This is a genomic window from Sphingobium xenophagum NBRC 107872 (assembly GCF_000367345.1).
GTDB lineage: Bacteria > Pseudomonadota > Alphaproteobacteria > Sphingomonadales > Sphingomonadaceae > Sphingobium > Sphingobium xenophagum.
Genome location: NZ_BARE01000013.1, coordinates 39,784 through 66,680 on the forward strand (window position 1 = coordinate 39,784; position 26,897 = coordinate 66,680).

The 26,897-nt window shown below is 63.2% G+C and carries 27 protein-coding genes; 17 read left to right on the top strand and 10 right to left on the bottom strand.

Features of this window, described 5'->3' with window-relative positions; genetic code table 11:
* Nucleotides 1–28 precede the first annotated feature (28 nt).
* The 3 genes from SX1_RS07915 to serB all read right to left on the bottom strand — a co-directional run bounded on the left by SX1_RS07915 (nucleotide 29) and on the right by serB (nucleotide 2,890).
* Nucleotides 29–1,639 carry a L,D-transpeptidase scaffold domain-containing protein gene (locus tag SX1_RS07915; protein WP_019052548.1) on the bottom strand — a complete coding sequence of 537 codons (1,611 nt, stop codon included), beginning with the start codon at nucleotides 1,637–1,639 and terminating at the stop codon, nucleotides 29–31.
* Complete coding sequence (locus tag SX1_RS07920; RefSeq protein ID WP_017184654.1) at nucleotides 1,588–1,842, bottom strand: hypothetical protein; 255 nt, start codon at nucleotides 1,840–1,842, stop codon at nucleotides 1,588–1,590. The genes SX1_RS07915 and SX1_RS07920 overlap by 52 nt, the downstream gene beginning before the upstream one ends.
* Nucleotides 1,843–2,011: 169 nt before the next feature.
* A complete protein-coding gene (serB, locus tag SX1_RS07925; RefSeq protein ID WP_019052550.1) occupies nucleotides 2,012–2,890 on the bottom strand; it encodes a phosphoserine phosphatase SerB in 879 nt (292 codons plus the stop codon).
* Here serB and miaA point away from each other — a divergent pair.
* The 7 genes from miaA (at nucleotide 2,889) to leuA (ending at nucleotide 10,597) form a co-directional block, all read left to right on the top strand.
* Complete coding sequence (miaA, locus tag SX1_RS07930) at nucleotides 2,889–3,833, top strand: tRNA (adenosine(37)-N6)-dimethylallyltransferase MiaA (protein ID WP_019052551.1); 945 nt, start codon at nucleotides 2,889–2,891, stop codon at nucleotides 3,831–3,833. The genes serB and miaA overlap by 2 nt on opposite strands.
* Before the next feature lie 100 nt (nucleotides 3,834–3,933).
* Nucleotides 3,934–5,685 (top strand): acetolactate synthase 3 large subunit, encoded by a 1,752-nt coding sequence (locus tag SX1_RS07935; protein ID WP_026149580.1) that lies wholly within the window; start codon nucleotides 3,934–3,936, stop codon nucleotides 5,683–5,685.
* 10 nt (nucleotides 5,686–5,695) lie between these two features.
* Complete coding sequence (locus SX1_RS07940; RefSeq protein WP_017184658.1) at nucleotides 5,696–6,055, top strand: hypothetical protein; 360 nt, start codon at nucleotides 5,696–5,698, stop codon at nucleotides 6,053–6,055.
* Nucleotides 6,055–6,570 (top strand): acetolactate synthase small subunit, encoded by a 516-nt coding sequence (gene ilvN, locus SX1_RS07945; RefSeq protein WP_017184659.1) that lies wholly within the window; start codon nucleotides 6,055–6,057, stop codon nucleotides 6,568–6,570. Before SX1_RS07940 ends, ilvN begins: the two co-directional genes overlap by 1 nt.
* Before the next feature lie 219 nt (nucleotides 6,571–6,789).
* Nucleotides 6,790–7,809 carry a ketol-acid reductoisomerase gene (ilvC, locus tag SX1_RS07950; RefSeq protein WP_019052553.1) on the top strand — a complete coding sequence of 340 codons (1,020 nt, stop codon included), beginning with the start codon at nucleotides 6,790–6,792 and terminating at the stop codon, nucleotides 7,807–7,809.
* Between the two features lie 147 nt (nucleotides 7,810–7,956).
* Nucleotides 7,957–8,583 carry a YceI family protein gene (locus SX1_RS07955; protein ID WP_019052554.1) on the top strand — a complete coding sequence of 209 codons (627 nt, stop codon included), beginning with the start codon at nucleotides 7,957–7,959 and terminating at the stop codon, nucleotides 8,581–8,583.
* Nucleotides 8,584–8,926: 343 nt separating this feature from the next.
* Nucleotides 8,927–10,597, top strand: a complete 1,671-nt coding sequence (gene leuA / locus SX1_RS07960; RefSeq protein ID WP_019052555.1) for a 2-isopropylmalate synthase — start codon at nucleotides 8,927–8,929, stop codon at nucleotides 10,595–10,597.
* A 115-nt stretch (nucleotides 10,598–10,712) separates the two neighbouring features.
* Here leuA and SX1_RS07965 read toward each other — a convergent pair whose 3' ends face one another.
* Nucleotides 10,713–12,080 carry a M20/M25/M40 family metallo-hydrolase gene (locus SX1_RS07965; RefSeq protein ID WP_019052556.1) on the bottom strand — a complete coding sequence of 456 codons (1,368 nt, stop codon included), beginning with the start codon at nucleotides 12,078–12,080 and terminating at the stop codon, nucleotides 10,713–10,715.
* A 329-nt stretch (nucleotides 12,081–12,409) separates the two neighbouring features.
* On the opposite strand from SX1_RS07965, the gene SX1_RS07970 reads away from it, so the two are divergent.
* Both SX1_RS07970 and trmFO read left to right on the top strand, forming a co-directional pair.
* Nucleotides 12,410–13,714 carry a dicarboxylate/amino acid:cation symporter gene (locus SX1_RS07970; RefSeq protein ID WP_019052557.1) on the top strand — a complete coding sequence of 435 codons (1,305 nt, stop codon included), beginning with the start codon at nucleotides 12,410–12,412 and terminating at the stop codon, nucleotides 13,712–13,714.
* Nucleotides 13,715–13,840: 126 nt separating this feature from the next.
* Nucleotides 13,841–15,184 (top strand): methylenetetrahydrofolate--tRNA-(uracil(54)-C(5))-methyltransferase (FADH(2)-oxidizing) TrmFO, encoded by a 1,344-nt coding sequence (gene trmFO, locus SX1_RS07975; RefSeq protein ID WP_026149581.1) that lies wholly within the window; start codon nucleotides 13,841–13,843, stop codon nucleotides 15,182–15,184.
* Nucleotides 15,185–15,261: 77 nt separating this feature from the next.
* Here trmFO and SX1_RS07980 read toward each other — a convergent pair whose 3' ends face one another.
* Both SX1_RS07980 and SX1_RS07985 read right to left on the bottom strand, forming a co-directional pair.
* Entirely contained in the window at nucleotides 15,262–15,726 is a 465-nt protein-coding gene (locus SX1_RS07980) for an EF-hand domain-containing protein (RefSeq protein WP_019052559.1), read from the bottom strand.
* Between the two features lie 35 nt (nucleotides 15,727–15,761).
* A complete protein-coding gene (locus tag SX1_RS07985; protein ID WP_019052560.1) occupies nucleotides 15,762–16,412 on the bottom strand; it encodes a hypothetical protein in 651 nt (216 codons plus the stop codon).
* A 158-nt stretch (nucleotides 16,413–16,570) separates the two neighbouring features.
* On the opposite strand from SX1_RS07985, the gene SX1_RS07990 reads away from it, so the two are divergent.
* Genes SX1_RS07990 through SX1_RS08000 form a run of 3 tightly spaced genes read left to right on the top strand, consistent with a single transcriptional unit; the run spans nucleotide 16,571 to nucleotide 19,858 of the window.
* Entirely contained in the window at nucleotides 16,571–18,553 is a 1,983-nt protein-coding gene (locus SX1_RS07990) for a TadE/TadG family type IV pilus assembly protein (protein WP_255209720.1), read from the top strand.
* Entirely contained in the window at nucleotides 18,550–19,170 is a 621-nt protein-coding gene (locus SX1_RS07995; RefSeq protein ID WP_017184669.1) for a TadE/TadG family type IV pilus assembly protein, read from the top strand. The genes SX1_RS07990 and SX1_RS07995 overlap by 4 nt, the downstream gene beginning before the upstream one ends.
* A gap of 10 nt (nucleotides 19,171–19,180) precedes the next feature.
* Nucleotides 19,181–19,858, top strand: coding sequence for a TadE/TadG family type IV pilus assembly protein (locus SX1_RS08000; RefSeq protein WP_019052562.1), 678 nt, complete (start codon nucleotides 19,181–19,183; stop codon nucleotides 19,856–19,858).
* A gap of 61 nt (nucleotides 19,859–19,919) precedes the next feature.
* Here the strand turns inward: SX1_RS08000 and SX1_RS08005 are convergent, their stop codons facing one another.
* The 4 genes from SX1_RS08005 to eno form a co-directional block, all read right to left on the bottom strand.
* Nucleotides 19,920–21,302 carry a pyruvate dehydrogenase complex E1 component subunit beta gene (locus SX1_RS08005; RefSeq protein WP_019052563.1) on the bottom strand — a complete coding sequence of 461 codons (1,383 nt, stop codon included), beginning with the start codon at nucleotides 21,300–21,302 and terminating at the stop codon, nucleotides 19,920–19,922.
* Nucleotides 21,302–22,378, bottom strand: coding sequence for a pyruvate dehydrogenase (acetyl-transferring) E1 component subunit alpha (gene pdhA / locus SX1_RS08010; protein ID WP_026002681.1), 1,077 nt, complete (start codon nucleotides 22,376–22,378; stop codon nucleotides 21,302–21,304). The genes SX1_RS08005 and pdhA overlap by 1 nt, the downstream gene beginning before the upstream one ends.
* 224 nt (nucleotides 22,379–22,602) lie before the next feature.
* Nucleotides 22,603–22,914 carry an FtsB family cell division protein gene (locus tag SX1_RS08015; protein WP_017184673.1) on the bottom strand — a complete coding sequence of 104 codons (312 nt, stop codon included), beginning with the start codon at nucleotides 22,912–22,914 and terminating at the stop codon, nucleotides 22,603–22,605.
* 77 nt (nucleotides 22,915–22,991) lie between these two features.
* Nucleotides 22,992–24,266, bottom strand: coding sequence for a phosphopyruvate hydratase (gene eno / locus SX1_RS08020; protein ID WP_017184674.1), 1,275 nt, complete (start codon nucleotides 24,264–24,266; stop codon nucleotides 22,992–22,994).
* A 231-nt stretch (nucleotides 24,267–24,497) separates the two neighbouring features.
* On the opposite strand from eno, the gene SX1_RS08025 reads away from it, so the two are divergent.
* From SX1_RS08025 to SX1_RS08045, 5 genes are all read left to right on the top strand, one after another.
* Nucleotides 24,498–25,163, top strand: coding sequence for a hypothetical protein (locus SX1_RS08025; RefSeq protein WP_019052565.1), 666 nt, complete (start codon nucleotides 24,498–24,500; stop codon nucleotides 25,161–25,163).
* Between the two features lie 40 nt (nucleotides 25,164–25,203).
* Nucleotides 25,204–25,593 carry a phage holin family protein gene (locus SX1_RS08030; RefSeq protein ID WP_019052566.1) on the top strand — a complete coding sequence of 130 codons (390 nt, stop codon included), beginning with the start codon at nucleotides 25,204–25,206 and terminating at the stop codon, nucleotides 25,591–25,593.
* A complete protein-coding gene (locus SX1_RS08035; protein ID WP_019052567.1) occupies nucleotides 25,590–25,913 on the top strand; it encodes a hypothetical protein in 324 nt (107 codons plus the stop codon). The genes SX1_RS08030 and SX1_RS08035 overlap by 4 nt, the downstream gene beginning before the upstream one ends.
* On the top strand, nucleotides 25,906–26,460 hold the full coding sequence (locus SX1_RS08040) for a DUF883 family protein (RefSeq protein WP_017184678.1): 555 nt from the start codon (nucleotides 25,906–25,908) through the stop codon (nucleotides 26,458–26,460). The genes SX1_RS08035 and SX1_RS08040 overlap by 8 nt, the downstream gene beginning before the upstream one ends.
* A gap of 104 nt (nucleotides 26,461–26,564) precedes the next feature.
* On the top strand, nucleotides 26,565–26,786 hold the full coding sequence (locus SX1_RS08045) for a DUF4170 domain-containing protein (protein WP_019052568.1): 222 nt from the start codon (nucleotides 26,565–26,567) through the stop codon (nucleotides 26,784–26,786).
* The last annotated feature ends 111 nt before the right edge of the window (nucleotides 26,787–26,897 follow it).

Genomic DNA, 26,897 nt, shown 5'->3' on the forward strand with positions numbered 1-26,897 from the left:
ATATGATAGCCCCGCATTTGATGCGCCCCTAATCCCCGTCCCGCCCATATACATCGGGCAGAAACTGCACCCCCTGCGCCGTGGGAACGGCGGTCAGATAAGTGAGATATACCGGCACTGGCTGGGGCAGTGGCCGATGCTGTTCCGGCGCGCTGCCGTCCGCCACCGGCTGCTTGCCGAAGAACCAGCGGCCAAGGCGCTGCGCATCCTCCAGACGGACACAGCCATTGCTGAAATGGCGCGCAGGCTTGGCGAACAGGTCGCGCGAGGGCGTGTCGTGCAGGTAGATGCCAAGGTCGTTGGGGAACATGAATTTCACCCGGCCCATGGCATTGTCGCCGCCCGGCAATTGCCGCACCCGCACTTCGCTGCGTCCCGCCGCGACCGACCCCCAGTCGACCGCGCTCTGGGCAAGAGGCGCGGGATTGGCGCTCCAGTCGGTCAATGCCTCATAATGCATGCCCTTGAGCGAGGCGCCTTTCAGGATTTTTGGCGCGACCCGGCTTTGCACCAGATCGGGCGGGATGTTCCAATAGGGGTTGAGCGTGGCGTAGCGGATCATGCCCGCCATCATCGGCGTCTGCGATTCCTTGGCGCCCGCCACGACCTTCATCGTGCCGTCGAGCGCGCCTTTGCTGTAATACCACAGGCGCGCCGATGCGGCATCCACCACGACATGCCGCACCCAGGGTCCGGGCAGCAGCCGGGCTCGCTCCATATTGAGCGCCAACTGCCGGTCATAATAGGCCGGTCCCCGGTTGAGCGCGCTGATCGTCTGCCCGCCCGCTATGCCGTCCGCGGACAGGCCATGATCGCTCTGGAACGCGCGCACACGCGCTGTCAGTGCCCGGTCATAGGCGGCGCCCTGGGCCAGGCCGAGCCGATGGCGCAGCAGCGCAATTTCCGGCGTACTGCCGCCGGGGCGCAGCTTCACCCCTTCCGGCACCGTAACGCCCGGCAGGTCGCCCCAGCGCGCCCGGTAATCGGCGCGGGCCGTGCGCAGGCGCATATAGAAGGGACTCATCCAGCCAGCAGTCTGGATATAGTCGGTGAGCGACGGGGTCACAGCAGCGGCACGCAGCAGGTCCGATGGATCGGGATCGCGCGGTTCGACTTCCGGGTCCAAATAGCGCATGCCTATGCCGCGTGCGGGACGACGCATGTCTGCGACCAGCGCGGCAAAGGCTTTTGACAGCGCCAGATCGGCGCGGGCCAGTGCCTTGGGCGTGGGGCTGGCGTCCGCTTCCTCGATCAGGCGCTGGAGGCCGCGCGGATCATAGTCACGCGGGTCGAGGCCATCGACATCGACGCTGGCGATCAGCGCCACCAATGCGTCCGCCTGCGGCCCGATCGCGTCCTTTTCCACCCAGAGCGGCCAATAGCCGCGCGGGCCATAGAAATCCTTGAGCTTGCCGCTCACGCCCGCGCGAATTTCGCTTGCGACGCTGGCTTTGGCTGCGTCCGCAGGCGCATCGGCGAGCTGGGCACGCGCGGACACAGGCGGCGTGACGGCGCAGGCCGCGATCAGCAGAGCGAGGGGAAAGGCGCGGGCGCGGCGGTGGTGCCGCGCCCGGTTCATCTTACGGATCAGCCGCGTTCTCCGCGACGGGGCGGCGGCGGCGGGGGCGGCGGCGGGCAAGGCGGCCCCTGCACGGCATGATACATGCCGTCCGACGTGTAATAGCCATCGACATAGCCGTCGCCATCGCGATCGGCCGCAACCGTGCCGGCAATCGCGCCCGGCCCGACGGGCGGCGCAACGGTGACGGGCGGTTCATTCTTGGCGCAGGCGCTCAGCGCGAACAGCCCGGCGGCAGCCAAAGCCATATGGTTGATTTTCATATCTTCTCCCTGGGCGCGATGGCGGGGATCGCCGGACGCCGCATTGACCTCTAGCCGCAGCAGGTGCGACGCGAGGGCAACGTGCGAACCGCGCAAAATAATCCATTACCGGAGCGAAATGACGGCGAACAGTGGCTTAACCACGATAATGTGACGAAATGGCCGACAATCAGTCCTGCACCCAGTCGGCCGAGGCGATGCCCTGCGCATAGAGCAGCACCGACAGGTCGCCATGGACGATTTCCGCAGCGGCCGCCGCGCGGGTCTTGGGCTTGGCATGATAGGCGACGCCCAGCCCAGCCCCCTCGATCATCGGAATATCATTGGCACCATCGCCCACAGCCAGCGTCAGCGCGCGATCCATGCCGCCAGCGATCATGGCTTCCAGTTCCGCCCGTTTGCGCGCGGCATCGACGATCGGGCGGGTGACAGTGCCCAGAAGCGCGCCGTCGGCAATCTCCAGCACATTGGCGACAGCAGCATCGAAGCCGATTTCCTCAGCCACTGGTCCGGTGAAACGGGTGAAGCCGCCCGACACCAGCAGGGCTTTGGCACCCCGCGCCTTCATCGTGCGAACCAGTGCCCTGGCGCCGGGCATGATTGTTACCCGTTCGGCGCGGCAGCGGTCGATGGCGCTGTCCTCCAGCCCTTTGAGCAGCGCGACCCGCTCGTCCAGCGCGCCTTCAAAGTCCAGTTCGCCGCGCATCGCCCGTTCGGTGATCTCGGCGATCTGCGGCTTGATCCCGGCATAGTCGGCCAGCTCGTCGATACATTCGACCGTGATCATGGTCGAATCCATGTCGGCGATGATCAGCTTTTTTTCGCGGGTGGCGGCGGGTTGGACGATCACGTCGATGCCCTGCCCCAGATCGGCAAGCGCGGCACGGGCTCCGACCGGGTCGGCGGCGAAAAGGATGTCGGCGGCTTTGCCCGCGTCCAGCCAGATCATATCGCCCGGCCTGCATCCCGCCTGGGCGAGTCTGTCCGCCCCTTGCGCAATATCCCCCTGCCCCATCGAGGCGCTTGCCACTAAGGTCGCGACGAACATGCACACTCCTGAACCACAAGAGGGCGAATCCCGCCCACGGGTCGCGCTTATTGCCGGGCCGACCGCCAGCGGCAAGAGCGCGCTTGCCATTGCGCTGGCCAAAGCCGCCAATGGCATCGTCATCAATGCCGATGCCAGCCAGGTCTATGCCGATCTGGCGATCCTGTCCGCCCGGCCTTCGCCAGAGGAAATGGGCGACGTGCCGCACAAGCTGTTCGGCCATATCGACGGGGCGGAGGCCTGCACCGCACCGCGCTGGGCGGCGGAGGCCAAGGCAGAGATTGCTGCCGTCCATGGCGCCGGACGTCTGCCCGTGCTGGTCGGCGGGACCGGCCTTTATATCCGCACGCTGCTGGACGGGATTGCCCCGGTGCCGGAAATCGACCCGGAGATTCGCGCGACTGTGCGGGCGCTACCGGTCGCTGATGCCCATGCGGCATTGCGCGTCGAAGATCCCGAAGCCGCCGCCCGGCTGGCCCCTGCCGACATGACGCGGGTGGCGCGGGCGCTGGAGGTCGTGCGATCGACCGGCAAGCCGCTCAAAGCCTGGCAGCAGCATAAAAGCGGCGGCATTGGCGACGCCATCACCCTGACCCCGATGATCCTGCTGCCACCGCGCGAGTGGCTGATGGAGCGGTGCGACCGGCGGTTCGGGCAGATGATGGAACAGGGCGCAGTGGCGGAGGTGGAGGCGCTGCTGGCGCGCAACCTGCACCCCGACCTGCCGGTGATGCGGGCGATCGGCGTGCCGGAAATCCGCGGCTGGATCAAAGGCGACACTGAGCTGGACATAGCAATTGAAAAAGGTCGGCTGGCGACGCGGCAATATGCCAAGCGGCAATATACCTGGTTTTCGAACCAGCCGCCGCCAGGCTGGACGCGCGAAAGGCGGCATATTGATGATAAAATTATCGGCGAATTAGCAATTAAATTACAACAATAGTATTTGACACGTCATTTTGTGTCAGATAGTGGCGGCTACCTTGCCATTTCGCGTCGCTTGACGCAAAGGGCCCGGCTTGAACAATGCGAAGGAATCTATCGTGGCCGAAAAGAGCGGCGCGGACATTTTGGTCGAATGCCTGCTGGATCTGGGTGTCGAAGTCGTGTTCGGCTATCCGGGCGGCGCAGTGCTGCCCATCTACGACGCACTCTTCAATCATCCCACGATCAAGCATGTGCTGGTCCGCCACGAACAGGGCGCGACCCATATGGCGGAGGGCTATGCCCGGTCGACCGGCAAGCCCGGCGTCGTCCTGGTCACGTCCGGCCCCGGCGCGACCAATGCCGTCACCGGCATCACCGACGCGCTGATGGATTCGATCCCCATGGTCGTCATCACCGGCCAGGTTCCAACCCAGCTGATCGGTACCGACGCTTTTCAGGAAGCGGATACGGTCGGCATCACGCGCCACTGCACCAAGCATAATTATCTGGTGAAAGACCCGGCCAAACTGGCGGGCGTCATTCATGAGGCGTTTCATATCGCCACGACTGGCCGCCCCGGCCCCGTCGTCATCGACATTCCCAAAAATGTCCAGATCGCCACCGCGCCCTACAAGCGTCCGGCGCCGGTCGCCCATGCGAGCTATCATCCGCAGACCAAGGCGGACGCCGCCGGGATCGACGTTGCGGTCGAGATGCTGGCCGCGGCGGAACGGCCGGTTTTCTATACGGGCGGCGGCGTCATCAACAGCGGGCCGGAAGCATCCACCCTGTTGCGCGAACTTGCAGCCCTGACCGGCGCGCCCGTCACGTCGACGCTGATGGGCCTGGGCGCCTATCCCGCGACCGGCCCGCAATGGCTGGGCATGCTGGGGATGCACGGCACCTACGAAGCCAATTTCGCGATGAACAAGGCGGACCTCATCATCTGCGTCGGCGCACGTTTCGACGACCGGGTTACCGGCCGTCTGGACGCTTTCGCGCCCAACAGTCGCAAGGTCCATATCGACATCGACCGCAGCAGCATCAACAAGATCGTCGATGTCGACGTCGCCATAGTCGCCGATGTCGGCAGCGCGATGGCGGACATGGTGGCGCTGTGGAAGGCGCGCGGTCATGAAGCCGCCGACCTGTCGGCCTGGTGGGCGCAGATTGAAGGCTGGCGTGCGAAAAAATCGCTCGGCTATGCCGAAGACGGCGCCGAAATCATGCCCCAGCGCGCGATCGCCGACCTGTACTCGGCCTGCACCGCGACCGGCAAGGACGTCATCATCACCACCGAAGTCGGCCAGCACCAGATGTGGGCGGCGCAGCATTTCGGCTTCGATGCGCCCAACAAATGGCTGACCTCCGGGGGCCTTGGCACGATGGGCTATGGTTTCCCGGCCGCCATCGGCGCGCAGATGGGCAATCCCGACAGCCTGGTCATCTGCGTCGCGGGCGATGCATCGATCCAGATGAACATTCAGGAAATGGGCACCGCCAGCCAGTATCGCCTGCCGGTCAAGATTTTCATCCTGAACAATGAATATATGGGCATGGTCCGCCAGTGGCAGGAACTGACCTATCAGAGCCGCTATTCCAACAGCTATTCCGACAGCCTGCCCGATTTCGTGAAGCTGGCCGAAGCCTATGGCTGGACCGGCATTCGTATCGAGGGGCCGGACGATCTGGAAAGCGGCATCCGCGCCATGATCGACACGCCCGGCCCGGTGATCGTCGACTGCCGCGTGGCCAAATTGTCCAACTGTTTCCCGATGATCCCGTCGGGTGCGGCGCATACCGACATGCTGCTCGACCCCAGCCAGGTGAAGGGCAGCATGACGGACGAAGCCAAGGCGCTGGTATGAGGATGACGGTGTGACGCAGCATCTGAAACTGCGCATTCACGTCACGGAACCATGGGATTTCGAGCGGAACGTGGGCAGCGCCGAGCTGACCGGCTGGACCATCGACCATGCCGACCCGGACAATGACGAATGGGAAGTGCATCTGGACCAGGGGTTCGACCATCATGAGCGCCATATCGGCACGCTGCTGATCGGCCCGCGCTATGTGGGCGAGCATCTGAGCCGGATGTTCGATGCGGTTACGGGCTTTCCCGTCCGCCTCGCCCACCGGCAGGATGGCGGCTGGCACTATGCCTTTACGGCGATGATTTCGCAGCGACCCGACAAGGCGGACGGGGACGCTGAGCAGGAAAACGGGACAAGCATCTGATGCATATTCAGGAAGAATTGAGCCAGCGACACGTCCTGTCGCTGACCGTCTCGAACGAGGCCGGCATATTGGCGCGCATCGCGGGCCTGTTCACCGCGCGCGGCTATAATATCGACAGCCTGACCGTGGCCGACATCACCCCGGATCATGGCGTAAGCCGCATCACCATCGTCACCAATGGCCCGCCCAAGGTGATCGACCAGATCATCGCCCAGCTCGACCGGCTGGTCCCGGTGCATAAGGTGACGGACCTGACTGAAAGCGGCCCCTTCGTCGAGCGCGAACTGGCGCTGGTCAAGGTGTCGGGCACAGGCGAGGACCGGATCGAGGCGCTGCGCCTGGCGGACGTGTTCCGCGCCAAGGTGGTCGACACGACGATCGAAAGCTTCATTTTCGAAATCACCGGCACGACCGACAAGGTGGACAATTTCGTCGGCCTGATGCGCCAGATCGGCCTGGTCGAGGTTGGCCGCACCGGCGTCGTCGGCCTGATCCGGGGGAAAGAAGCGATTTAACCTGAATTCTCCTTTCCCCGGCGGGGAGAGGAAGCGAGACCAGGCAGTCGATTGAGAGCACATGACTCTGATCGACTGCCTGGTCGCAGCTGGAGAGAGGGCTGACACAGCGGTCCTCCTCTCCAACTTCATCTAGGCACGGCTTGGCCGCGCCAAGATTTCGTATCCTCTCCCCTGAAGGGGCGAGGAAAATGGCACGGTTCGAGGGAAGAGACACTCATGAAGGTTTATTACGATCACGACGCGGACATCGGCCTGATCAAGGGCAAGAAGATCGCCATTCTGGGCTATGGTTCGCAGGGTCATGCCCATGCGCAGAACCTGCGCGACAGCGGCGTTGCGGAAGTCGCCATCGCGCTGCGCCCAGGTTCGGCGTCGGCCAAGAAGGCCGAAGGCGCAGGGTTCAAGGTGCTCCCGAACGCCGAAGCCGCCGCCTGGGCCGATGTCCTCATGATCCTGGCCCCCGACGAACATCAGGCCGCCATCTACGCCGACGACATCCACGCCAATCTGCGCCCCGGCGCGGCGCTGGCCTTTGCCCATGGCCTGAACGTCCATTTCGGCCTGATCGAGCCGCGCAAGGATGTGGACGTCATCATGATCGCGCCCAAGGGTCCGGGCCACACCGTCCGTTCCGAATATCAGCGCGGTGGCGGCGTCCCCTGCCTGATCGCCGTCTATCAGGACGCAACCGGCAACGCCCATGACATCGCTTTGTCCTACGCCAGCGGCGTTGGCGGCGGCCGCAGCGGCATCATCGAAACCAACTTCCGCGAGGAATGCGAAACTGACCTGTTCGGCGAGCAGGCCGTGCTGTGCGGCGGCGCGACTGCGCTGGTCCAGGCCGGTTTCGAAACGCTGGTGGAAGCCGGTTACGCACCCGAAATGGCCTATTTCGAATGTCTGCACGAACTGAAGCTGATCGTCGACCTGATGTATGAAGGCGGCATCGCCAACATGCGCTATTCGATCAGCAACACCGCCGAATATGGCGACATCAAGACCGGCCCGCGCATCATCACCGAAGAAACCAAGAAGGAAATGAAGCGCGTATTGGCCGACATTCAGTCGGGCCGCTTCGTCAAGGACTTCGTGCTCGACAACCGCGCCGGTCAGCCGGAACTCAAGGCCAGCCGCATCGCGGCCAAGCGTCACCCGATCGAGGAAACCGGCGCCAAGCTGCGCGCAATGATGCCCTGGATCGCCGCCAACAAGCTGGTGGATCAGGAAAAGAACTGAACCAAATCCTCCCCTGCAAGGGGAGGATTTTTGATCTCGTGACAGCGCCAGAAGGGGGAACGATCCGTTTCTGGTTACGGCTCTGGAACTTGTCGGGGGCGCTGCCTATTGTGGTAGCGCCCCTTGATCGTTGTGGAGAGTTTTCCCATGCAAAAATATCTCATCCCCGCCGCTGCCCTGATCGCCCTGACCGGCGGCACAGTCCTGATCGCGCAGGCGCCGATGACCGCGCCCGGCACCAAAGACGCTGCCAAGGTGACAGGCGGCACCTACACCGTCGATCCGGGCCATACCCAGGTGGTTTTCGCGTGGGACCATATGGGTTTCACCAGCAATATGGGGACCATCGCCGAACCGACCGGCACGTTGACGCTGGACAAGGCGAACCCGGCCGCGTCCAAAGTGTCCGTCACCTTCACGGTCGCCAATCTGCGCACCGGCGTACCCAAGCTGGACGAGCATCTGATAAAAGCGGATTTCTTTGACGCCGCCAAATTCCCGACCGCGACCTTCGTATCGACCAGCGTGAAGCCCGATGGCGCGACCGGCGCGGACATCACCGGCAATCTGACGATCAAGGGCGTGACCAAGCCCGTGACGCTGGACGCTGAACTTTATGGTGCGGGCAAGGCCCCGGCGATGGCGGGCGGCAAGGAAAATGTCGGCTTCGTCGCGACCACGACGATCAAGCGCAGCGATTTCGGCATGGCCTATGGCGTGCCGATGGTCGGCGACGCGATCGAACTGAAAATCGTCGCCGCGTTCCAGAAGTAAGGCCATCAATCCACCTCCGTCACCCGGACTTGCTCCGGGGTCCAGAGCGTCCGGCGCTGTGTGCCGGACCCTGGATCCTGACTTTCGTCAGGATGACGGATCCGGGTTGGGCAATAACCACTGGACGCCCCGCCACAAAAGCGGCTATGCCGTCCCCATCATGCAGAGCGCGACGCTTCTTCCCCTGCTACGACTTACACGCCCTTAGGCGTGGTTTTTGCGCTGCCTTTCGATTATGGGCAGCAACGATACGCCTAAGGGCTTCCTTTTCGCTGATCATCGTTAACCGGGCCGCGCGCCATCGAATAGCCGCGCGCCCGTTCGCAAAAGAAGTAGCTGACCCATGATGTTGACCGATCCGTCCCAGAAATATCGCGCCTTCCCCCAGATCGACCTGCCCAACCGCCAATGGCCGGGCAATGTCATCACCAGCCCCCCGCGCTGGCTCTCGACCGATCTGCGCGATGGCAATCAGGCGCTGATCGATCCGATGAATGCGGAGAAGAAAAGCCGCTTCTTCGACCTGCTGGTAAAAGTCGGCGTCAAGGAGATCGAGGTCGGTTTCCCGTCCGCGGGCGCGACCGAATTCGACTTCATCAGCGCGCTGGTGAAGGATGGCCGTATTCCCGACGATGTGATGGTGCAGGTGCTGACGCAGGCGCGTGAGGATCTGATCGCGACGACGTTCGAAAGCCTGCGCGGCGCGAAGAAGGCGATTGTCCATGTCTATAACGCGGTGTCGCCCGCCTGGCGGCGGATCGTGTTCGGCATGGAGCGGCCACAGATCAAGGAGATCGCCGTCACCGCTGCCAAGCTGCTGCGCGACAATGCGGCGGCCCAGCCCGATACCGACTGGCATTTTGAATATTCGCCTGAAACCTTCTCCACCGCTGAACTGGATTTCAGCTTGGAATGTTGCGAGGCGGTGATGGACATTTTGATGCCCACGCCGGACAAGCCGCTGATCCTGAACCTGCCCGCCACGGTCGAGTGCGCCACGCCCAACATCTATGCCGACCAGATCGAATGGATGTGCCGCCATATCAGCAAGCGCGACAGTGTCGTCATTTCGCTGCACCCGCATAATGATCGCGGTACTGGCGTTGCAGCGGCGGAACTGGGGCTGATGGCGGGCGCAGATCGCGTCGAAGGCTGTCTGTTCGGCAATGGCGAGCGCACCGGCAATTGCGACCTGGTGACGGTGGCGCTCAACATGTACACGCAGGGGATCAACCCCGGTCTGGACTTCAGCGACATTGACGAGGTCATTCAGACGGTCGAATATTGCAACCAGCTGCCCGTCCACCCGCGCCACCCCTATGCCGGCGAACTGGTGTTCACGGCCTTCTCCGGCAGCCATCAGGACGCGATCAAGAAGGGCTTTGCCGCGCAGGAAGCGCGCAACGACCTGATCTGGGACGTGCCTTACCTGCCGATCGACCCCAAGGATCTGGGCCGCGACTATGAGGCGGTGATCCGCGTCAATTCGCAGTCGGGCAAGGGCGGCGTCGCCTGGGTATTGCAGCAGGACAAGGGCTTCAAGCTGCCCAAGCGGATGCAGGCCGATTTCAGCCGCGTGGTGCAGGGCATGGCCGACCAGTCCAGCCGCGAGCTCAATGCCGCCGACATCTGGACCGCGTTCCAGGACCATTATCATCTGGGCGGCGAACAGGCCTATCGCCTGATCGACTATCAGGAAGGCGGCGCGGCGGGCGACCGCATCTTCACCGGCAAGATCGCGCACAAGGGCGGCGAACGCTCGATTTCGGGGCGCGGCAACGGCCTGCTGTCGTCCGTGCTGGCCGCGCTGCGCGAGGAACTGGGCGTCGAACTGGAAATCGCTGACTATAGCGAACATGCGATCGGATCGGGCAGCGACGTGAACGCCGCCGCCTATGTCGAATGCCGCACGCCCGACGGGCGCACCGTGTTCGGCGTGGGGACCGACGCCGACGTCGCGACGGCTTCGGTGCAGGCCGTGCTGTCGGCTGCCAATGCGGTGGCGCGGGGGTAATATCCTCACCGTTCGGGCTGAGCGCAGTCGAAGCCCTCCACTGAGCGAAGCGAAGTGCCCTCCCGCTGGTCGGGCGAGCCCTTCGACTTCGCTCAGGGCGAACGGAGGTTGCGCTCTACTTCGCCAATGCCCGCAGCACAGTGTCCCATTGCAGCAGCGACTCCCCGATCCCAGCGACCGGCACCCGCTCGTTCAGACCGTGGGCAAAACCATCCTCCGCCTTCATGAACAGGCTGGAGACGCCGTAGCTCGGCACCCCCAGCGCGCGGAAATAGAGGCTGTCGGTCGCGCCCGCCGACATGCCGGGCATGACTATGATGTCAGGCGAACGGGCGGTTACCGCGTCGCGCACCACCTTCATGACGTCGGTGCGAAGGGGTGACGCATCGCTGGCCAGCGGATCGCCCAGCGTTTTGACGGTCGCGCCACTGTCGGCCACCACTTTCACCAGTTCCGCCTTTACAGCGTCAATAGCCACGCCGGGGAAGATGCGACAATTGACCATCACCTTGGCGCTTTGCGGCAGGGCGTTGAGCGCATGGCCCGCCTGCGCCATGGTGGCGACGCACGTGGTGCGGACCTGCCCGACAAATTCCGGCCTGGTCGACAGCAATTCCGCCGCCGCCGCATCGCCCGTTTCGGCATAACGCCGCATCGCCGCGCCAACCTCCCCGCCGATCCGCTTTGCCGACAGCGTCAGCGATGCCCTGGTCAGTTCATTGCGCATCGCGGGGAATTGATAGGCGGCGATCCTGTCGATTGCTTTGGCCAGCCGATAGATGGGATTGCCCGGCGTCGGCGCGCTCGAATGCCCGCCCGGATCGGTGAAGGCGATTTCGAAATCGGCATAGGTCTTCTCGCCAGCCTGTAACTGATAGAGGACCGGCTTTCCCTCCTCATTCAGCAGTCCGCCGCCGCCATCGCCGTTCAGCAGCATTTCCGCGTCCTTATATTGCGCGGCCAGCGCCCTGGTCGTCACCATCGCGGTTTCTTCATCGCCTGACAGCAGCAGGATGACGGTGCGGCGCGGGGTCCAGCCCTGCTTTTTCAGTTGCGCCAGCGTCGCGACCATCATCGCAACGTCATATTTATTGTCCTCTGCGCCGCGCCCGAAAATATAGCCATTTTCCTCGACAGGGACGAAGGGGTCGCGGGTCCAGTCCGCCCGATCGGCCGCCACCACGTCCATATGGCCGATCATCAGCAGCGGTTTGAGCTTGGCGTCGCGCCCCTTGATTGTCGCGGCCAGCGTCGCCGTCTCGCCCATTGGCGTGATGACGATGTCCGCATCGGCAAAACCAGCGCTTTTCAGCACCGATGCATAATAGGCCGCCAGCTTTGGCACCTGCCCCGCCCCCTCGACCGTGCGGAAGGCGACCGAGCGCATCAATATCTCCTTCGCCGCCGCCGGGTCAGCCGCCGCCATCGCCCCTTGTGGCAGCATCGCCGCCGCGCCCACCAACAGCCCCAGTCGCCAGTTCATATATGCCCTTTCGATCCATTTACCCGGCAATGTGGCATAGTGGTGGGCAGCCGCCAATCTGATCGCACGAAAGAACTCTACGTCCGTTCGCCCTGAGCCTGTCGAGCCGAAGGCGACCGAAGATCAACGAACGTCCTTCTTCTCAAGGCAGAAAGGACGAGGCTTCGACAAGCTCAGCCCGAACGGTTGTTGGTGACTGAACGCGAACGGGGGATGCCAGACCCCCGACCCACCCCGGCAAAAACTAAACCCGGCGCAATTTTTGCTTGCGCGCAATTATATGTCGTCGTCCCATATTGATCGGCCTTAGCCCCGCAGGACGTTCAGCCATGGCCCTACCCTATCGCAGTTTCGGATTTCAGGTGATGGTCGGCATGGTCGCCGGACTGGCGCTGGGCGTTGTCGCCCGCCAGATCGGCGCGGGACCGGATGGCGACCTCAACTGGCTGGCGACCACGCTCCAGACGGTCGGGTCGATCTTCGTTTCTCTGCTCAAAGCCATCGTCCCGCCATTGGTATTCGCGGCCATCGTCGCGTCGATCGCCAATTTGCGCGCGCTCGACAATGGCGCGCGGCTGGCCGGACAGACTTTGCTATGGTTTGCCATCACGGCCTTGATCGCGGTCATCATCGGCCTTGCCATCGGCCTGATCGTCCAGCCGGGCGTGGGGCTGAGCACCGCTGCGCTTGCCGCCAAGCAGCCGGACTCCGTGGGCGGCTGGCTCGATTTCCTCAAAGGGTTGGTGCCGGGCAACAGCCTGGCGCTGAGCGGCAGCACCTCGGTCGGTGCGGATGGCACGGCCAGCACCAGCATCGGTTTCAACATCCTGCAATTGCTGGTCATCGCCATCGCCGTCGGGCTGGCGACGCTGAAGGTCGGGGAGAAGGCGGAGCCATTCCTTGCCTTCGTCCGGTCCCTGCTGGCGGTCGTGCGGGCACTGCTGGGCTGGGTCATCCGCATGACGCCGATCGGCTCGGCAGGCCTGATCGGCGCGGCGGTCGCGACCTATGGCTGGGACGCGCTGGCGCGGCTGGGTGTGTTCACCGGCGCCATCTATCTGGGTTTGGCGATCGTCCTGCTAATCGTTTACCCCACGCTGCTGATCGCCCATGGCCTGAAGCCCCTGCCCTTCTTTGCCAAGGCATGGCCCGCGATCCAGCTGGGTTTCGTCTCCCGCTCCTCGGTCGGCACCATGCCGGTCACCGAAGCCGTGACCGAACGGCTGGGCGTCGACAAAAGCTACGCCGCCTTCGCCATTCCGCTAGCGTCGACCACCAAGATGGACGGCTGCGCGTCGATCTACCCCGCGCTGTCGGCGATCTTCGTCGCGGGCTTTTACGGCATCCCGCTGGGCGCAGTCGATTATGCGCTGATCGCGCTGGTATCGGTGATCGGTTCGGCAGCAACGGCAGGCCTGACCGGCGCGACCGTGATGCTGACGCTGACGCTATCGACGCTCGGCCTGCCGCTGGAGGGCGCAGGGCTGCTGCTGGCGATCGACCCGATCCTCGACATGGGCCGCACGGCGGTCAACGTCACGGGACAGGTGCTGGTGGGCGTGGTCGTGGCCAAGCGCGAGGGGATATTGGACGAAAGCGCTTATTATGGCGAGCGCGCGTTGGTGGGGGCTTGAGCGCCCGCCGGTCCGCGCCATGACGATCGCATGGCAATGAAGCTGCATCACTGCCCTGTCCTGCCGCGTCACCTTGGTCTATAGGCCGTGGCCCGAACGGCAGAAGTGCGACATCAAGGCGGATCAGTGACAGAGTATCAGGTGCATATCATCGGCGGCGGTTTGGCCGGGTCCGAGGCGGCGTGGCAATTGGCGCAGGCGGGGGTGAAAGTGCGCCTGTCGGAAATGCGTGGCGCGGGGGATATGACCCCAGCCCACCAGACCGAGGGCCTCGCTGAACTGGTCTGCTCCAACAGTTTCCGATCCGATGATGCCGACAAGAATGCCGTAGGGCTGCTGCATCAGGAAATGCGGCGGCTCGATTCCGTCATCATGGCGCAGGCCGAGCCGGCCAAGGTGCCCGCCGGCTCCGCCCTGGCGGTGGATCGGCACGTCTTTTCGGGCGGCGTCACCCGCGCGCTGGCCGATCATCCCAATGTCGAGATCGTCCGCGAACGGATCGACACGCTGCCCACGTCCGGCATGACCATCGTGGCGACCGGGCCGCTGACCGCGCCTGCGCTGGCGGCCAGCATCGGCCAGGCGGCTGGCATGGAGCATCTGGCCTTTTTCGACGCGATCGCGCCGGTCGTCCACCATGACAGCATCGACATGGATCAATGCTGGATGGCCAATCGCTGGGACAAGATCGGCCCCGGCGGTGGCGAGGGCAAGGATTATATCAATTGCCCGATGAACCGGGAGCAATATGAGGCTTTCGTCCAGGGTCTGATCGACGGCGAAAAGACCGAGTATAAGGAGTGGGAGGCCAACACCCCCTATTTCGAGGGCTGCATGCCGATTGAGGTGATGGCGTCACGCGGCCCGGAAACGCTGCGCCATGGGCCAATGAAGCCGATGGGGCTGGACAATCCGCGCACCGGGCGATGGCCCTATGCCGTCGTGCAGCTGCGGCAGGACAATGCCAGCGGCACGTTGTGGAACATGGTCGGGTTCCAGACCAAGCTGAAACATGGCGCGCAGGTGGAGCTGTTCCGCACCATACCGGGGCTGGAGAAGGCCGAATTTGCGCGGCTGGGCGGGCTGCATCGCAATACGTTCATCCAGTCACCCAAGCTGCTCGATCCGACGCTGCGCCTCAAAAGCGCGCCGCATATCCGCTTTGCCGGGCAGATGACGGGGTGCGAGGGCTATGTTGAAAGTGCCGCGATCGGGCTGCTGGCGGGGCGGTTCGCAGCGGCGGAATTGCAGGGCCGCGTCATGACGCCACCGCCCGCCGACACCGCGCTGGGCGCGCTGCTCGGCCATGTGACGGGCAATGTCGTGAGTGCCGACTATCAGCCGATGAATGTCAATTTCGGCCTGTTTCCAACGCTGGACGAGGTGAAGAAAAAGCAGCGCAAGGAGGCCTATACGGCGCGCGCGCGCGCATCGCTGGGGGCGTGGCTGGGCGAGATGGAGATCGCCTGAACAACAAGGTGCTCCCGCGCAGGCGGGAGCCTAGTTCGGAGCGTGGGACTGGGTTCCCGCCTGCGCGGGAACACGAATCAGCATTTACACTTCGGCTTTGCGCTGCGTTTCGGCGCTGTCGCCGCGAACTCCGCCGGGGTGAGCTTGCCGTCCTTGTTCCCGTCCGCCGCGCCAAAACGATCCGATGTCGCGACCGCCCACTCCTCGAAAGAGAGGAGATTGTCGCCATCCTTGTCGAGCGCCTTGAACGCCTTGGTCCGGCTGCCCATCATCTCGATCCGGGTGATGACGCCATCGCGATTGCGGTCGTAACGGGCAAAGCGCCGCTGTTCGCGGCTTTGCGGGCTGGCCTCGGCGGGCATGGGCGGCGCGTCGCCGATGGCGTCAGGATCGCCCAGCGGCAGACTCTCGACCGGCGGTGGTGGCGGCGGGGCGAATGCGAGTTGCGGGACCGGCTGGTTGCTCGCTCGCCCCTGCCACCAGAACAGGCCGCCCGCGATCAGCAGCAGCATCGCCATCGCGCCTGCCAGCAATCGCCCCATGCCCTCATTCTCCCCGGCTGCTTCGCCAGCCTATCCTAGCGTCCGAACAGCGCAACCCGCAACAGCCGCAACGCCAAGGCGCGCGGCATGGCGGCGGGCGCGCGGCGTCCGGCCAGCACATCCTGCCGGGCGAGCGTATAGGCTATCCGCAGCGGCTTCCAGGCGCGCGGCCAGTCGGGTGGCGGGTCCGTCACGAGTTGCTTGGCCAGCGTCAACGCTTCATCGGCCAGCCGATCATCGCCGACATGGCCCGAAAGATCCCATAATGCCCACACCTGCCCCGCCTGTACCAGCCAGTCGGGGACGTCCGCCTGCCCCGCCAGGGCCCGGAACAGCCCCCCGCCGCGTCCCATCGCATAGCTGCGCAGACCCGCCACATCGATTTCCGGCTCCACCACCAATATTTCCCAGCCATCGATCATCGCGACCAGTCCCGGCGCGGCGGCGGCGCCCGTCGCGCGCATCGCGTCGATCACTGGCTCCCCCTGCCCCTTGATCCCCGACACATCGTCGATGACGTCATTCCACCATGCCAACCGCATCTGGCCGATCGTGGGTTCGCGGGTCGATCGCGCGATATGCGCCAGCCGCCCATCATAGGCCCAGATCGCCCGATGCCGCGCCCCGTCCGCCCCCGCATGAGCGCTGAGCAGCGTCGCCAGCGGGGAAAGGCCATCATCAGGCACGGTAGTTATCGGTCCTTTAACCATCTTCCTCATACACATTCTAACCAGAGTGCCTGCATAGGCGAACAGAATTGCCCCGCCCGGACATGGGGGGTGTTGGGCGCGACATGGGTGATTGCGGACAGATGGGCAAGCAGATCAATCGGACGAACGGGTTTATGGCCCGGTTGGCACATAACGAGGCTGGCAATGTCCTTGCCATCGTCGCCGCGGCGATTTTCCCGCTGGCGGGCCTGATCGGCGGGGGTATCGACGTCAGTCGGCTCTACCTGGCCAAGACCCGCCTTCAGCAGGCATGCGACGCCGGCGCGCTGGCGGGGCGCCGCTCCATGTCCGGCATTACCTGGACGACCGGCGCGAACAGCAATGAAGAAACCGCCAAGAATTTCTTCAATCTGAATTTTCCCGCCAACAAATATGGCGCTGGGGCACCCACGATCCACTATGCCGCATCAGACACCGGCGCCGTGACCGGCACCGCGTCCGTCGCGGTGCCCATGACGCTGATGAAATTGTTCGGCTTCAGCAGCCGTACCATTTCGGCTGAATGCACGGCGGATTTGCAACTGCCCAACACCGACGTCATGTTCGTGCTAGACACCACCCTGTCGATGAACGACGTCAACCCCGGCGACAGCGAAAGCCGCATCGCCGTGCTACGCACCGCCGTCCAGAATTTCTACAATGCCCTGCAACAGGTGAAGCCGGCGGGCAGTCATATCCGCTATGGTTTCGTGCCCTATTCCTCGACGGTCAATGTCGGCATGTTGCTCAAGCGCAACTGGATTCAGGACAATCCAGTCTATGATTCCCGCGTGCCGGACGGAACGTCGGTTATTCCTGGGTCAACACAGGGCGGAACCATCACTACCAACACATCTGTCGTGGATAGTGGCAATACGTCGACGGGCACCAAATATCAGGGCTCTTCGGAAACATGCTCCGCGCCGGCAAATTCGCTGAGCGATACCTACACCGCATGGTCGGCATGGTCGCCGTCCGCCACCGCCCTGCCCCGATCGCGGACACGCGTCCGGACGCGCAACGGCGTCACCTATTCGGCAGGCCTGAATAAAGGCGTGTGCTGGATAACGCCGACCAACTATAATAATTTGATCGAAACCTATACCCAGACCGTGTCAGAAAATCCCAATGCCGGTGACCAGAATGCGGATGGGACAGCCTATCACTGGATCTACAAGCCAGTGACATACCCCGCGGCCGATTTGAAGGGCGCCGGTTCGGGCGATGAACTGGTCAGCGGCGGCTTTTTCACAGCACCAGTATCCAATAATTTCACCGCGGCTCGAAAAATCAGTTGGACTCAGGCCAACGCCTGCATCGAGGAACGCGCCACCCGTCGCAACAATGAAGGGACTGATGTTCCCCGTTACGACATGGACATCGATCTGATTCCCGATCCGGCGAAGCCTGAAACGCAATGGAAGCCATTCCTCCCTGGGGTTGTCTATGGCCGCCGCGCCAGTGGTGCAACCTCGACGTCGGGCTGGGAATATAGCGGTTCGGCCCCGACCTACACCCGCGTCGTGTCGCCCAATTCCACGACCAACTATTACACGCCCAATGGGTCAACCGACCAATATGCCGCCTGTCCGACCTATGCGCGCAAGCTGGCGGAAATCGACTCCTCTACCCTGTCGACCTACATGAAAGGGCTGACGACGGCGGGCTTTACCTATCATGATATCGGCATGCTCTGGGGCCTGCGCCTCATGTCACGCGAAGGCTTGTTCGCGGCCGAGCATGCAGCAGCGGAATCGACCGGGCGCTACGCCCGCAACCTCATCTTCATGACCGACGGTGAAACCGACACGCGCATTGGCAGCTATGACGCATGGGGTGTGTCCGCCGTGTCCCGGCGCCGGACATCCACGGCGTCCATCCCAACCAACGCCGATCAGAATGCCATCACGGAAGCTCGTCTCACTGAATTGTGCACGATTGCCAAGACCCAGAAGAACATCACCGTCTGGGTCATCGCCTTCGGCACCAATCTCACGACGCTACTGTCGAACTGCGCATCGCCGGGCCGTGCCTATCAGGCGGACAATGCCGATCAGTTGACGACGACCTTCTCCCAGATCGCGTCGCAGATCGCCCAATTGCGGATCACACGATGAAACGCGCTGTCTCGCGATGGCCCGGCAGGGGGCTGCTGCGCGCCCTGCGCCGTGACAAGCGCGGGGTGACGGTCCTGGAGTTCGCCTTTGTCGCGCCGGTGCTGATCCTCATCCTGATGTTCCTGTTCGACACTGCCTATTATCTTTATGCACGGGCGATCCTGAGCGGGGAGGTACAGGCAGCCGGGCGCGCATCGGCGCTGGAAACGGCAACCCAAGCCAATCGCGATGCGCTCGACGGGGTTGTGGAAGCGTCGGTAAAGCGCCTCGTGGCGGGCGGCGATTTCAGCTTCTCGCGCATGGCGTATAAATCCTATGGCCGCGCGCAATCGAAGGCCGAAGCCTTTGTCGACGGCAATGGCGACGGCATATGCAACAATAACGAAACCTTCGATGACGCCAACGGCAACAATGTGCGCGATCTGGATTCAGGCGTGACTGGCCAGGGCGGTGCGAAAGACGTGACCATCTATACCGTGACGCTGCGCTACAATCGCATCTTCCCGATGGCCTATCTGCTGGGCTGGTCGCAACAAGTGACCATGGCGTCCAGCACCATCCTGCGCAACCAGCCCTTCGACAAGCAGTCCGAACCCCTCACCGGCAATTGCATATGAAGATCACAGCATGACCGCGATCCTGCCTTCCCCTTCCGCCCTTCGCAACGGATGGCGACATCATGTGCGCAGTCTGCGGCGCAGTGAAAGCGGCATGGCGCTGGTCGAATTCGCCATGGTCCTGCCTTTCCTTATGATCCTGACGACATCGGCGCTGGAACTGACCAACTATGCCATCACGGTAAAACGGGTCGGCGAACTGGGCGTGATGGTATCGGACAATGCGTCCCGCATGGGCGCGCAAAGCGCGATCAACGACAAGCCGATCAGCGAAGCGGAAATCAACGATGTGTTCATCGGCGCTGATCTTCAGGCGTCGGGCCTGAACCTGGCAGCCAACAGCCGCATCATCCTGTCCAGCCTGCAACTGAACGGCGATGGCGGGCAGACGATCAAATGGCAGCGCTGTTTTGGAGCGGTCAACTATGCCTCGGCCTATGGCACGCAGGGCACTGGCGCAACCGGTACATCGTTCGCGGGCATGGGACCGACCGGCAAGGAATTGAAGGCCGCAACCGGAACCGCCGTGATGTTCGTAGAAATCCGATATCGTTACAAAAGGCTGATGCCGTTATTCTGGTTGCCGCTTAGTGACATCACCGAAACCTCAGCCTTCAATGTCCGCGACAGTCGCGATCTGACCCAGGTTTACAATTCGGAAAATGTCACAGCCTCGACCTGCTCCTGACGGGCCGTAGCGACTGAACGAAGAAACGGGCGGCGTTTGTCCGCCGCCCGCTCCCTGATATTTATTTGTAGCAGACCTTCTTGGCCGCCGCGACGACGCGGGCCGAATCGATCAGGGCTGCCTTTTCGAGGTTTGCGGCATAGGGCAGCGGCACGTCTTCGTTCGCGACGCGCAGGACCGGGGCGTCGAGATCGTCAAAGCCCTGTTCCATGACCACGGCGGCGATTTCCGACGCGATCGAGCAGGTCGGCCAGCCTTCTTCCACCACGACAAGGCGGTTGGTCTTTTTCAGGCTTTCCAGCACCGTCGCCGTATCCAGCGGGCGCAGCGTGCGCAGGTCGATGACCTCCGCATCGATACCCTCTGCCGCCAGCGTTTCGGCGGCTTCGAGGGCAAGGCCAACGCCGATCGAATAGCTGACCAGCGTGACGTCGCTGCCCGGCCGCATGATCCGCGCCTTGCCGATCGGCAGGACATAATCATCGATCTTGGGCACGTCGAAGCTGCGACCGTAGAGCAGTTCGTTTTCAAGGAACACGACCGGGTCCTGGCTGCGGATCGCGGCCTTGAGCAGCCCCTTGGCATCGGCAGCGTCATAAGGGGCGATGACGATCAGGCCGGGGACGGCGGCATACCAGGGTCCGTAATTCTGGCTATGCTGCGCACCCACGCGGCTGGCCGCGCCATTGGGACCACGAAACACGATCGGGCAACGCATCTGGCCGCCGGACATGTAATTGGTCTTGGCCGCCGAGTTGATGATGTGGTCGATCGCCTGCATGGCGAAGTTGAAGGTCATGAATTCCACGACCGGGCGCAAACCGCCCATCGCCGCGCCCGTGCCGATGCCGGCAAAGCCATATTCGGTGATCGGCGTGTCGATGACCCGCTTGGCGCCGAATTCGTCGAGCAGTCCCTGCGTTACCTTATAGGCGCCCTGATATTCGGCGACTTCCTCACCGATCACGAACACGCGCTCATCGGCACGCATTTCCTCGGCCATGGCGTCGCGCAGCGCTTCGCGGACCGTGGTTTTCACGAACTCGGTGCCTTCGGGAATGGCCGGATCCTGAACCGACGCCTTGACGTCGCTGGCCAGCTTGGACGTGCCGCTCTCGGCCTTCTTCGGCGCTTCGGACGCGGCGTCCGCCTTGGGCGCTTCCTTGGCTTCGGCCTTGGGTGCGGGCGCAGCTTCCTCGCCGCCCTCGCCCGCCATCTCGGCGATCACGGTGCCGACCTTCACGCCTTCGGTGCCCTCGGCAATCATGATCTTGCCGATCTTGCCTTCGTCGACCGCCTCGAATTCCATCGTCGCCTTGTCGGTTTCGATTTCGGCCAGAATGTCGCCCGAACGGACCTCATCACCTTCCTTGACCAGCCATTTGGCCAGCGTGCCCTCTTCCATCGTCGGCGAGAGCGCCGGCATCTTGATTGCGATACCCATTAATATTGCTCCACCAGCACGTCTGTATAGAGTTCAGCCATCTCCGGCTCAGGCGACGTTTCAGCAAAATCAGCCGCTTCGCTGACGATCTTGCGAATGTCCTGATCGATCTTCTTGAGTTCGTCCTCACCCACGCCTTGCGCGGAGAGATAGGCTTTGACGCCCTCGATCGGGTCGGACTTGTCGCGCATCGCCTGGACTTCCTCACGCGAGCGATATTTGGCCGGGTCGGACATGGAGTGGCCGCGATAGCGGTAGGTTTTCATTTCCAGCAGGATGGGGCCATTGCCGCCCTGCACCCATTTGAGCGCTTCCTCGGTCGCGCCGCGCACGGCCAGCACGTCCATGCCGTTGACCTGGATACCGGGAATGCGGAAGCTTTCGCCCCGACGATAGAGCTGGTCCTCGGCCGACGAGCGGTTGACGCTGGTGCCCATGGCGTACTGATTATTTTCGATGACGAAAATGATCGGCAGCTTCCACAGTTCGGCCATGTTGAAGGATTCATAGACCTGGCCCTGGTTGGCCGCGCCGTCGCCGAAATAGGCGACGCACACGCCGCCATCGCCATTATATTTGTGCGCAAAGCCCAGCCCTGCGCCCAGCGACACCTGCGCACCGACAATGCCATGTCCGCCGTAAAATTTATGTTCGACGCTGAACATGTGCATCGAACCGCCCTTGCCGCGGGAAATACCCGCTTCACGGCCAGTCAGTTCGGCCATGATGACATTGGGGTCGATACCATAGGCCAGCATGTGGCCATGGTCGCGATAGCCGGTGATAACGCTGTCCTTGCCGGGCTTGAGCGCCGACTGGATGCCGACGGCAACCGCTTCCTGGCCGATGTAAAGATGACAGAAGCCACCGATAAGGCCCAGGCCGTAAAGCTGCCCGGCTTTTTCTTCAAACCGGCGGATGAGGACCATCTGTCGGTAGAATTCCAGCAACTCTTCCTTGGATGCCTTGTAATCAGTGGGAGTTTCAGGGCGAGGCCGGTTATGGTCCGCGCCGGCGGCGGGTGCAGCCGCCTTTGCCGTTGCGCGTGAAGGACGCGGCGTCGTTGGTTTCGCCAAGGCTCTTATCCTTTTGCGTGGGGTAGGATGGAAGGAAGTCCGATATAGCGGGAGTGCCGGAGATATTGCAACGACGAAGCCCCTGAATCCGGGCCAGATCAATAAGAATTCCGCAAACTTCACCCCATCTGCGAAGTTTGCAAAGCCAAGATCAATCCGTCCGCAGTAAAATTGCGGCTACAGCGATTTCTACGCAAAAACCTTACGTTTTCCTTGAAGGCGGCTCAGTTGAGCGGAACGATCACTTCGTCATGGTGGATGACGCCAAGCTGGCGACGGATCAGTTCATCGGCCAGATCGGGATCGACACGGCGCGGATCGAGCGCCTCGACGCGATTGCGCAATTCGGCGCGCGTCGCCTGCGTGCTTTTCAGTTCGGCCTTGGCCGCGCGCAACTGACGCGAATAATCGCCCCACGCCAGCACCCCGTTCGACCCCAGCACGACATAGAGGGCAAAGACGAGCAGCAGCAGCAGCGCGACCGCCGGACCAAAGGCCGAGAAAAGAAGGGAACGAAGCTTCGCGATGTGCGCCATGACCAAGATGAATCACAGGGAGAGACTGGCCGCAAGTAAAAAATGGTTAACTTGCGGCCAACCGAATCCCGACAGTTTTAGCGGAAGATGGAGCGGCCCGCATAGACGGCGATGTCGCCCAGTTCTTCCTCGATACGGATGAGCTGATTATATTTGGCGAGCCGGTCGGAACGCGCCAGCGAACCCGTCTTGATCTGACCGCAATTGGTGGCGACGGCGAGGTCCGCGATGGTCGCGTCCTCGGTCTCGCCCGACCGATGCGACATGACGGCGGTGTAGCGCGCGCGATGGGCCATATCGACGGCCGCCAGCGTTTCGGTCAGCGTGCCGATCTGGTTGACCTTGACCAGCAACGAATTGGCCAGCCCCATGTCGATGCCCATGGCCAGACGCTTGGGATTGGTCACGAACAGGTCGTCGCCGACCAGCTGGACCGAACCACCGATCTTGTCGGTCAGCGCCTTCCAGCCTTCGAAATCATCCTCGCTCATGCCATCCTCGATCGACTTGATCGGATAGTCGGCGCACAGGGCGGCAAGATAATCGGCCATTTCGACCGGGCTGAGCGACAGGCCTTCGCCCGAAATCTCATATTTGCCGTTCTTGAAAAATTCGGTCGCGGCGCAATCGAGCGCCAGCACGACATCGTCGCCCGGCTTGTAGCCCGCCTTTTCGACCGACAGCATGATGAAATCCAGCGCGTCGCGGGTAGAGGCGATGTTGGGGGCAAAGCCGCCCTCGTCGCCCACCGACGTCGCCAGCCCCTTGTCATGCAGGCCCTTCTTCAGCGTGTGGAAGATTTCCGACCCGATCCGCACGGCGTCGGCGATGCTTTCCGCGCCGACCGGCATGATCATGAATTCCTGAAAGTCGATCGGATTGTCGGCATGTTCGCCGCCGTTGATGATGTTCATCATCGGCACCGGCAGGACGTGCGAGGATACGCCGCCGACATAGCGGTAGAGCGGCAGGCCGCGCGCATCGGCAGCCGCTTTCGCCACCGCCAGGCTGACGCCCAGGATCGCGTTGGCGCCAAGGTTCGACTTGTTGTCGGTGCCGTCCAGCTCGATCATCGCGGCGTCGACTTCGCCCTGATCTTCCGCGTCCAGGCCGATCAGTTGTTCGGCGATCGTGTCATTGACGGCGGCAACCGCCTGCAGCACGCCCTTGCCCATATAGCGGCTCTTGTCGCCGTCGCGCTTTTCCACCGCTTCATAGGCGCCGGTCGATGCGCCGGACGGGACGGCGGCGCGGCCAAAGCTGCCATCTTCAAGGGTGACGTCGACTTCGACGGTGGGATTGCCCCGGCTGTCGAAAATCTGGCGGGCGTGAATGTCGAGAATGGCGGTCATGGTCGCTCCCTGAAATATGGCCTGCGCTGCGGCAGGACGCCTATTTTCGCGCTCCGCTTAGCCAGCGCCCCCGTGCTTGGCAATGCAGAGGGGCTTGCATGGGCGGAAAAAATGCCGATGGTCGAAATTGGAACGGCTACGGAACTGTGAGCGACCGCAAAGCATTTGACCCAAGTATCATTTGCCGCGGCGCGCGCCCCAGCCGCGCAACCGAAAGGGAGACTTAGGACCATGGCCGACACGCCCGACACCCCGCCCGCCAAGACAGCGCCGAAAAAGTCGGTCGGCAGGCCGCGCAAGGCCAAGCCGGTCGAGGCCACCGCAGCCAGCGCCCCCGTGGTCAAGGCAACGCCAGTGCGCAAGACGCCCGTGCGCAAGGTAGCGGCCGCAAAGGCAACGACCGCAAAGGCGACCACCAGCGCGAAGGCCACGAAGAAGCCCGGCAACGGCGCATCATCGACCGGCTGGTCGGCGCAGATCGCGCCCATCAAGGCGAAGGCGGAAAAGGCGGCCAAATCCGCCACCGACGCGCTGGGCGCTGTCGACTGGAAGTCGCATATCGACCCGATCAAGGAACAGGCAGGCAAGACCGCCAAGTCAGCTGCTGGCGTCGCCAAGGAAAAGACCGGCACGGCGATGCAGAGCCTGGCCAAGCTGATTTCCGATACGGCAGGCACGGTCGATGCAAAGCTCGGTCCGCAATATGGCGATTATGCCCGGCAGGCGGCCGAATCGGTTGCCGGCGCGGCGGACACGCTGGACAGCAAGGATGTCGACCAGTTGATGAACGAAGCGCGCGATTTCGTGCGTAAAAGCCCGGCTGTCGCCATCGGCGCGGCGGCGGTGGTCGGCTTCGTGTTGATGCGTTTGGCCAAGGGTTCGGACAGCGACACCTGACATCTGCGCAAAGGCTCCGGCGAACGGGGCGGAGGACAATTTGACAGACAAGCCAGCGGAAACGGCGGTCACGCCGCAAGCCGACGGGCATGAGGACGGCGCGCCCGACGAATCGGTGCGTGATGTCTTTGCCCGTCTCTATGCCGATGGCCGTGCTTATGCAGCGGCGGAAGCGGACAAGCAGAAGGCGCGCGCCGGCCTTATCGGGGCAGGCGTGCGCGATGCCGCGATCTTTGCCGTGGTGGCGATCATGCTGATATTCGCCACGCTGGTGGCATTCCTGATCGGGCTGATCATCGCGCTATCGCCACAGCTTGGCCCGCTTTGGGCGACCTTCGCGGTGCTGGGCGCCAGCCTGCTGGTCACGACCGGGCTTTTGCTGATGGCAAAGGCACGGATCTCCCGGATGAAGAAGGCGATTACCCCATGAGTGGTGCGTTGCAATATCGCGAGGCTGTCGCGCGGGCCGAGGCCGCAAAACAAAGCCTGATTTCCAGCGCTCAGGCAGCCAGGGCGCGGGTAACGCCCGCCCGGTTGAAGCAGGACGCGACGACCAAGGTGGTGGATGTTGCGATGGACGGCATGGCCTATGCCGCCGCCACGGCACGCCAGCGGCCGGCCATGGTGGGGGCGGCGGGCGCGGCCATCCTGCTCTTCCTTGTCCGTCGCCCGCTTACGGCACTTTTCGGGCGACTGTACGTTGGACATACCGACACGAACCCCGACCATTCGGAGACTGAAAATGGCTGATATTCGCGCCCAACTGAGCCGCGTTCGCGAAGCGGCAAATGATGTCGCGGCAAGCGCGACGGACAAGATCAAGGATGGCACCGGAAAGGCCCGCGAAGGCGCAGGCGAGCTGATCCAGACCAGCCGGGATAAAGCAAGCGAAGCCTATGGCGACGCGCGCGACCGTACGCAGAAGATCGCGACGCGCGCCAATCAGATCGTGCAGGAGCATCCGGTCGTGGCCGTCGCTGGCGCCGTCGCGGCGGGTGCGCTGGTCGCGTGGATGTTCCCCAAGAGCCGGGCTGCCATGAAAGCGCTGCCGGGCATCGCCAGCGCCGCTGGTGCGCGCGTGGTCGAGGCAGCGCTTGCTGCCCGATCGGCCGCGACCGATGGCGCGGAATCGATCAAGCAAAGCGCGAGCGATCTGGCCGCCACGGCGCGCAAGACGGCAGCGTCGAGCGATCTGCCGGGCAAGGCTACGCACATTACCGAAGATGTCGTGGCCCTCGTCAACGCCAAGGTTGACGCGCTGGCCGATGCGATAAAGGCGCGATTGCCGAAAAACTAATCGCGCCGGCAGCAAAAGCACGCAATTGCCCCCTCTGCCCCCCTTGGATGGACGCTGCACCGCTGCTAGGAGCAGCGTTCACCCAAAAGAGGACAGATAACGCCATGAGCAAAATGCATCTGGTGATGGGCGGTCGCGTTACCGATCCACAGACACTGGATTTTCAGGACCTGAGCAAGGTCGATCTGGTCGGCGTGTTCCCTGACTATGTGTCGGCGGAGAAAGCGTGGCGCAGCGCCGCGCAGCGGACCGTCGACGACGCGGAAATGCGCTATGTGATCGTGCATCTGCACCGGCTGCTGGAACCGGAACTGCCGTCCGCCTAAAAAGAGTCAAAGCCGGTCAAGGTTGTACGCGGCCCGGCTATCCTCCCCTTGCAGGGGAGGTGTCAGCGCGGAGCGATGACGGAGGGGTGTCGAGCTATCGAGAGGGTGACA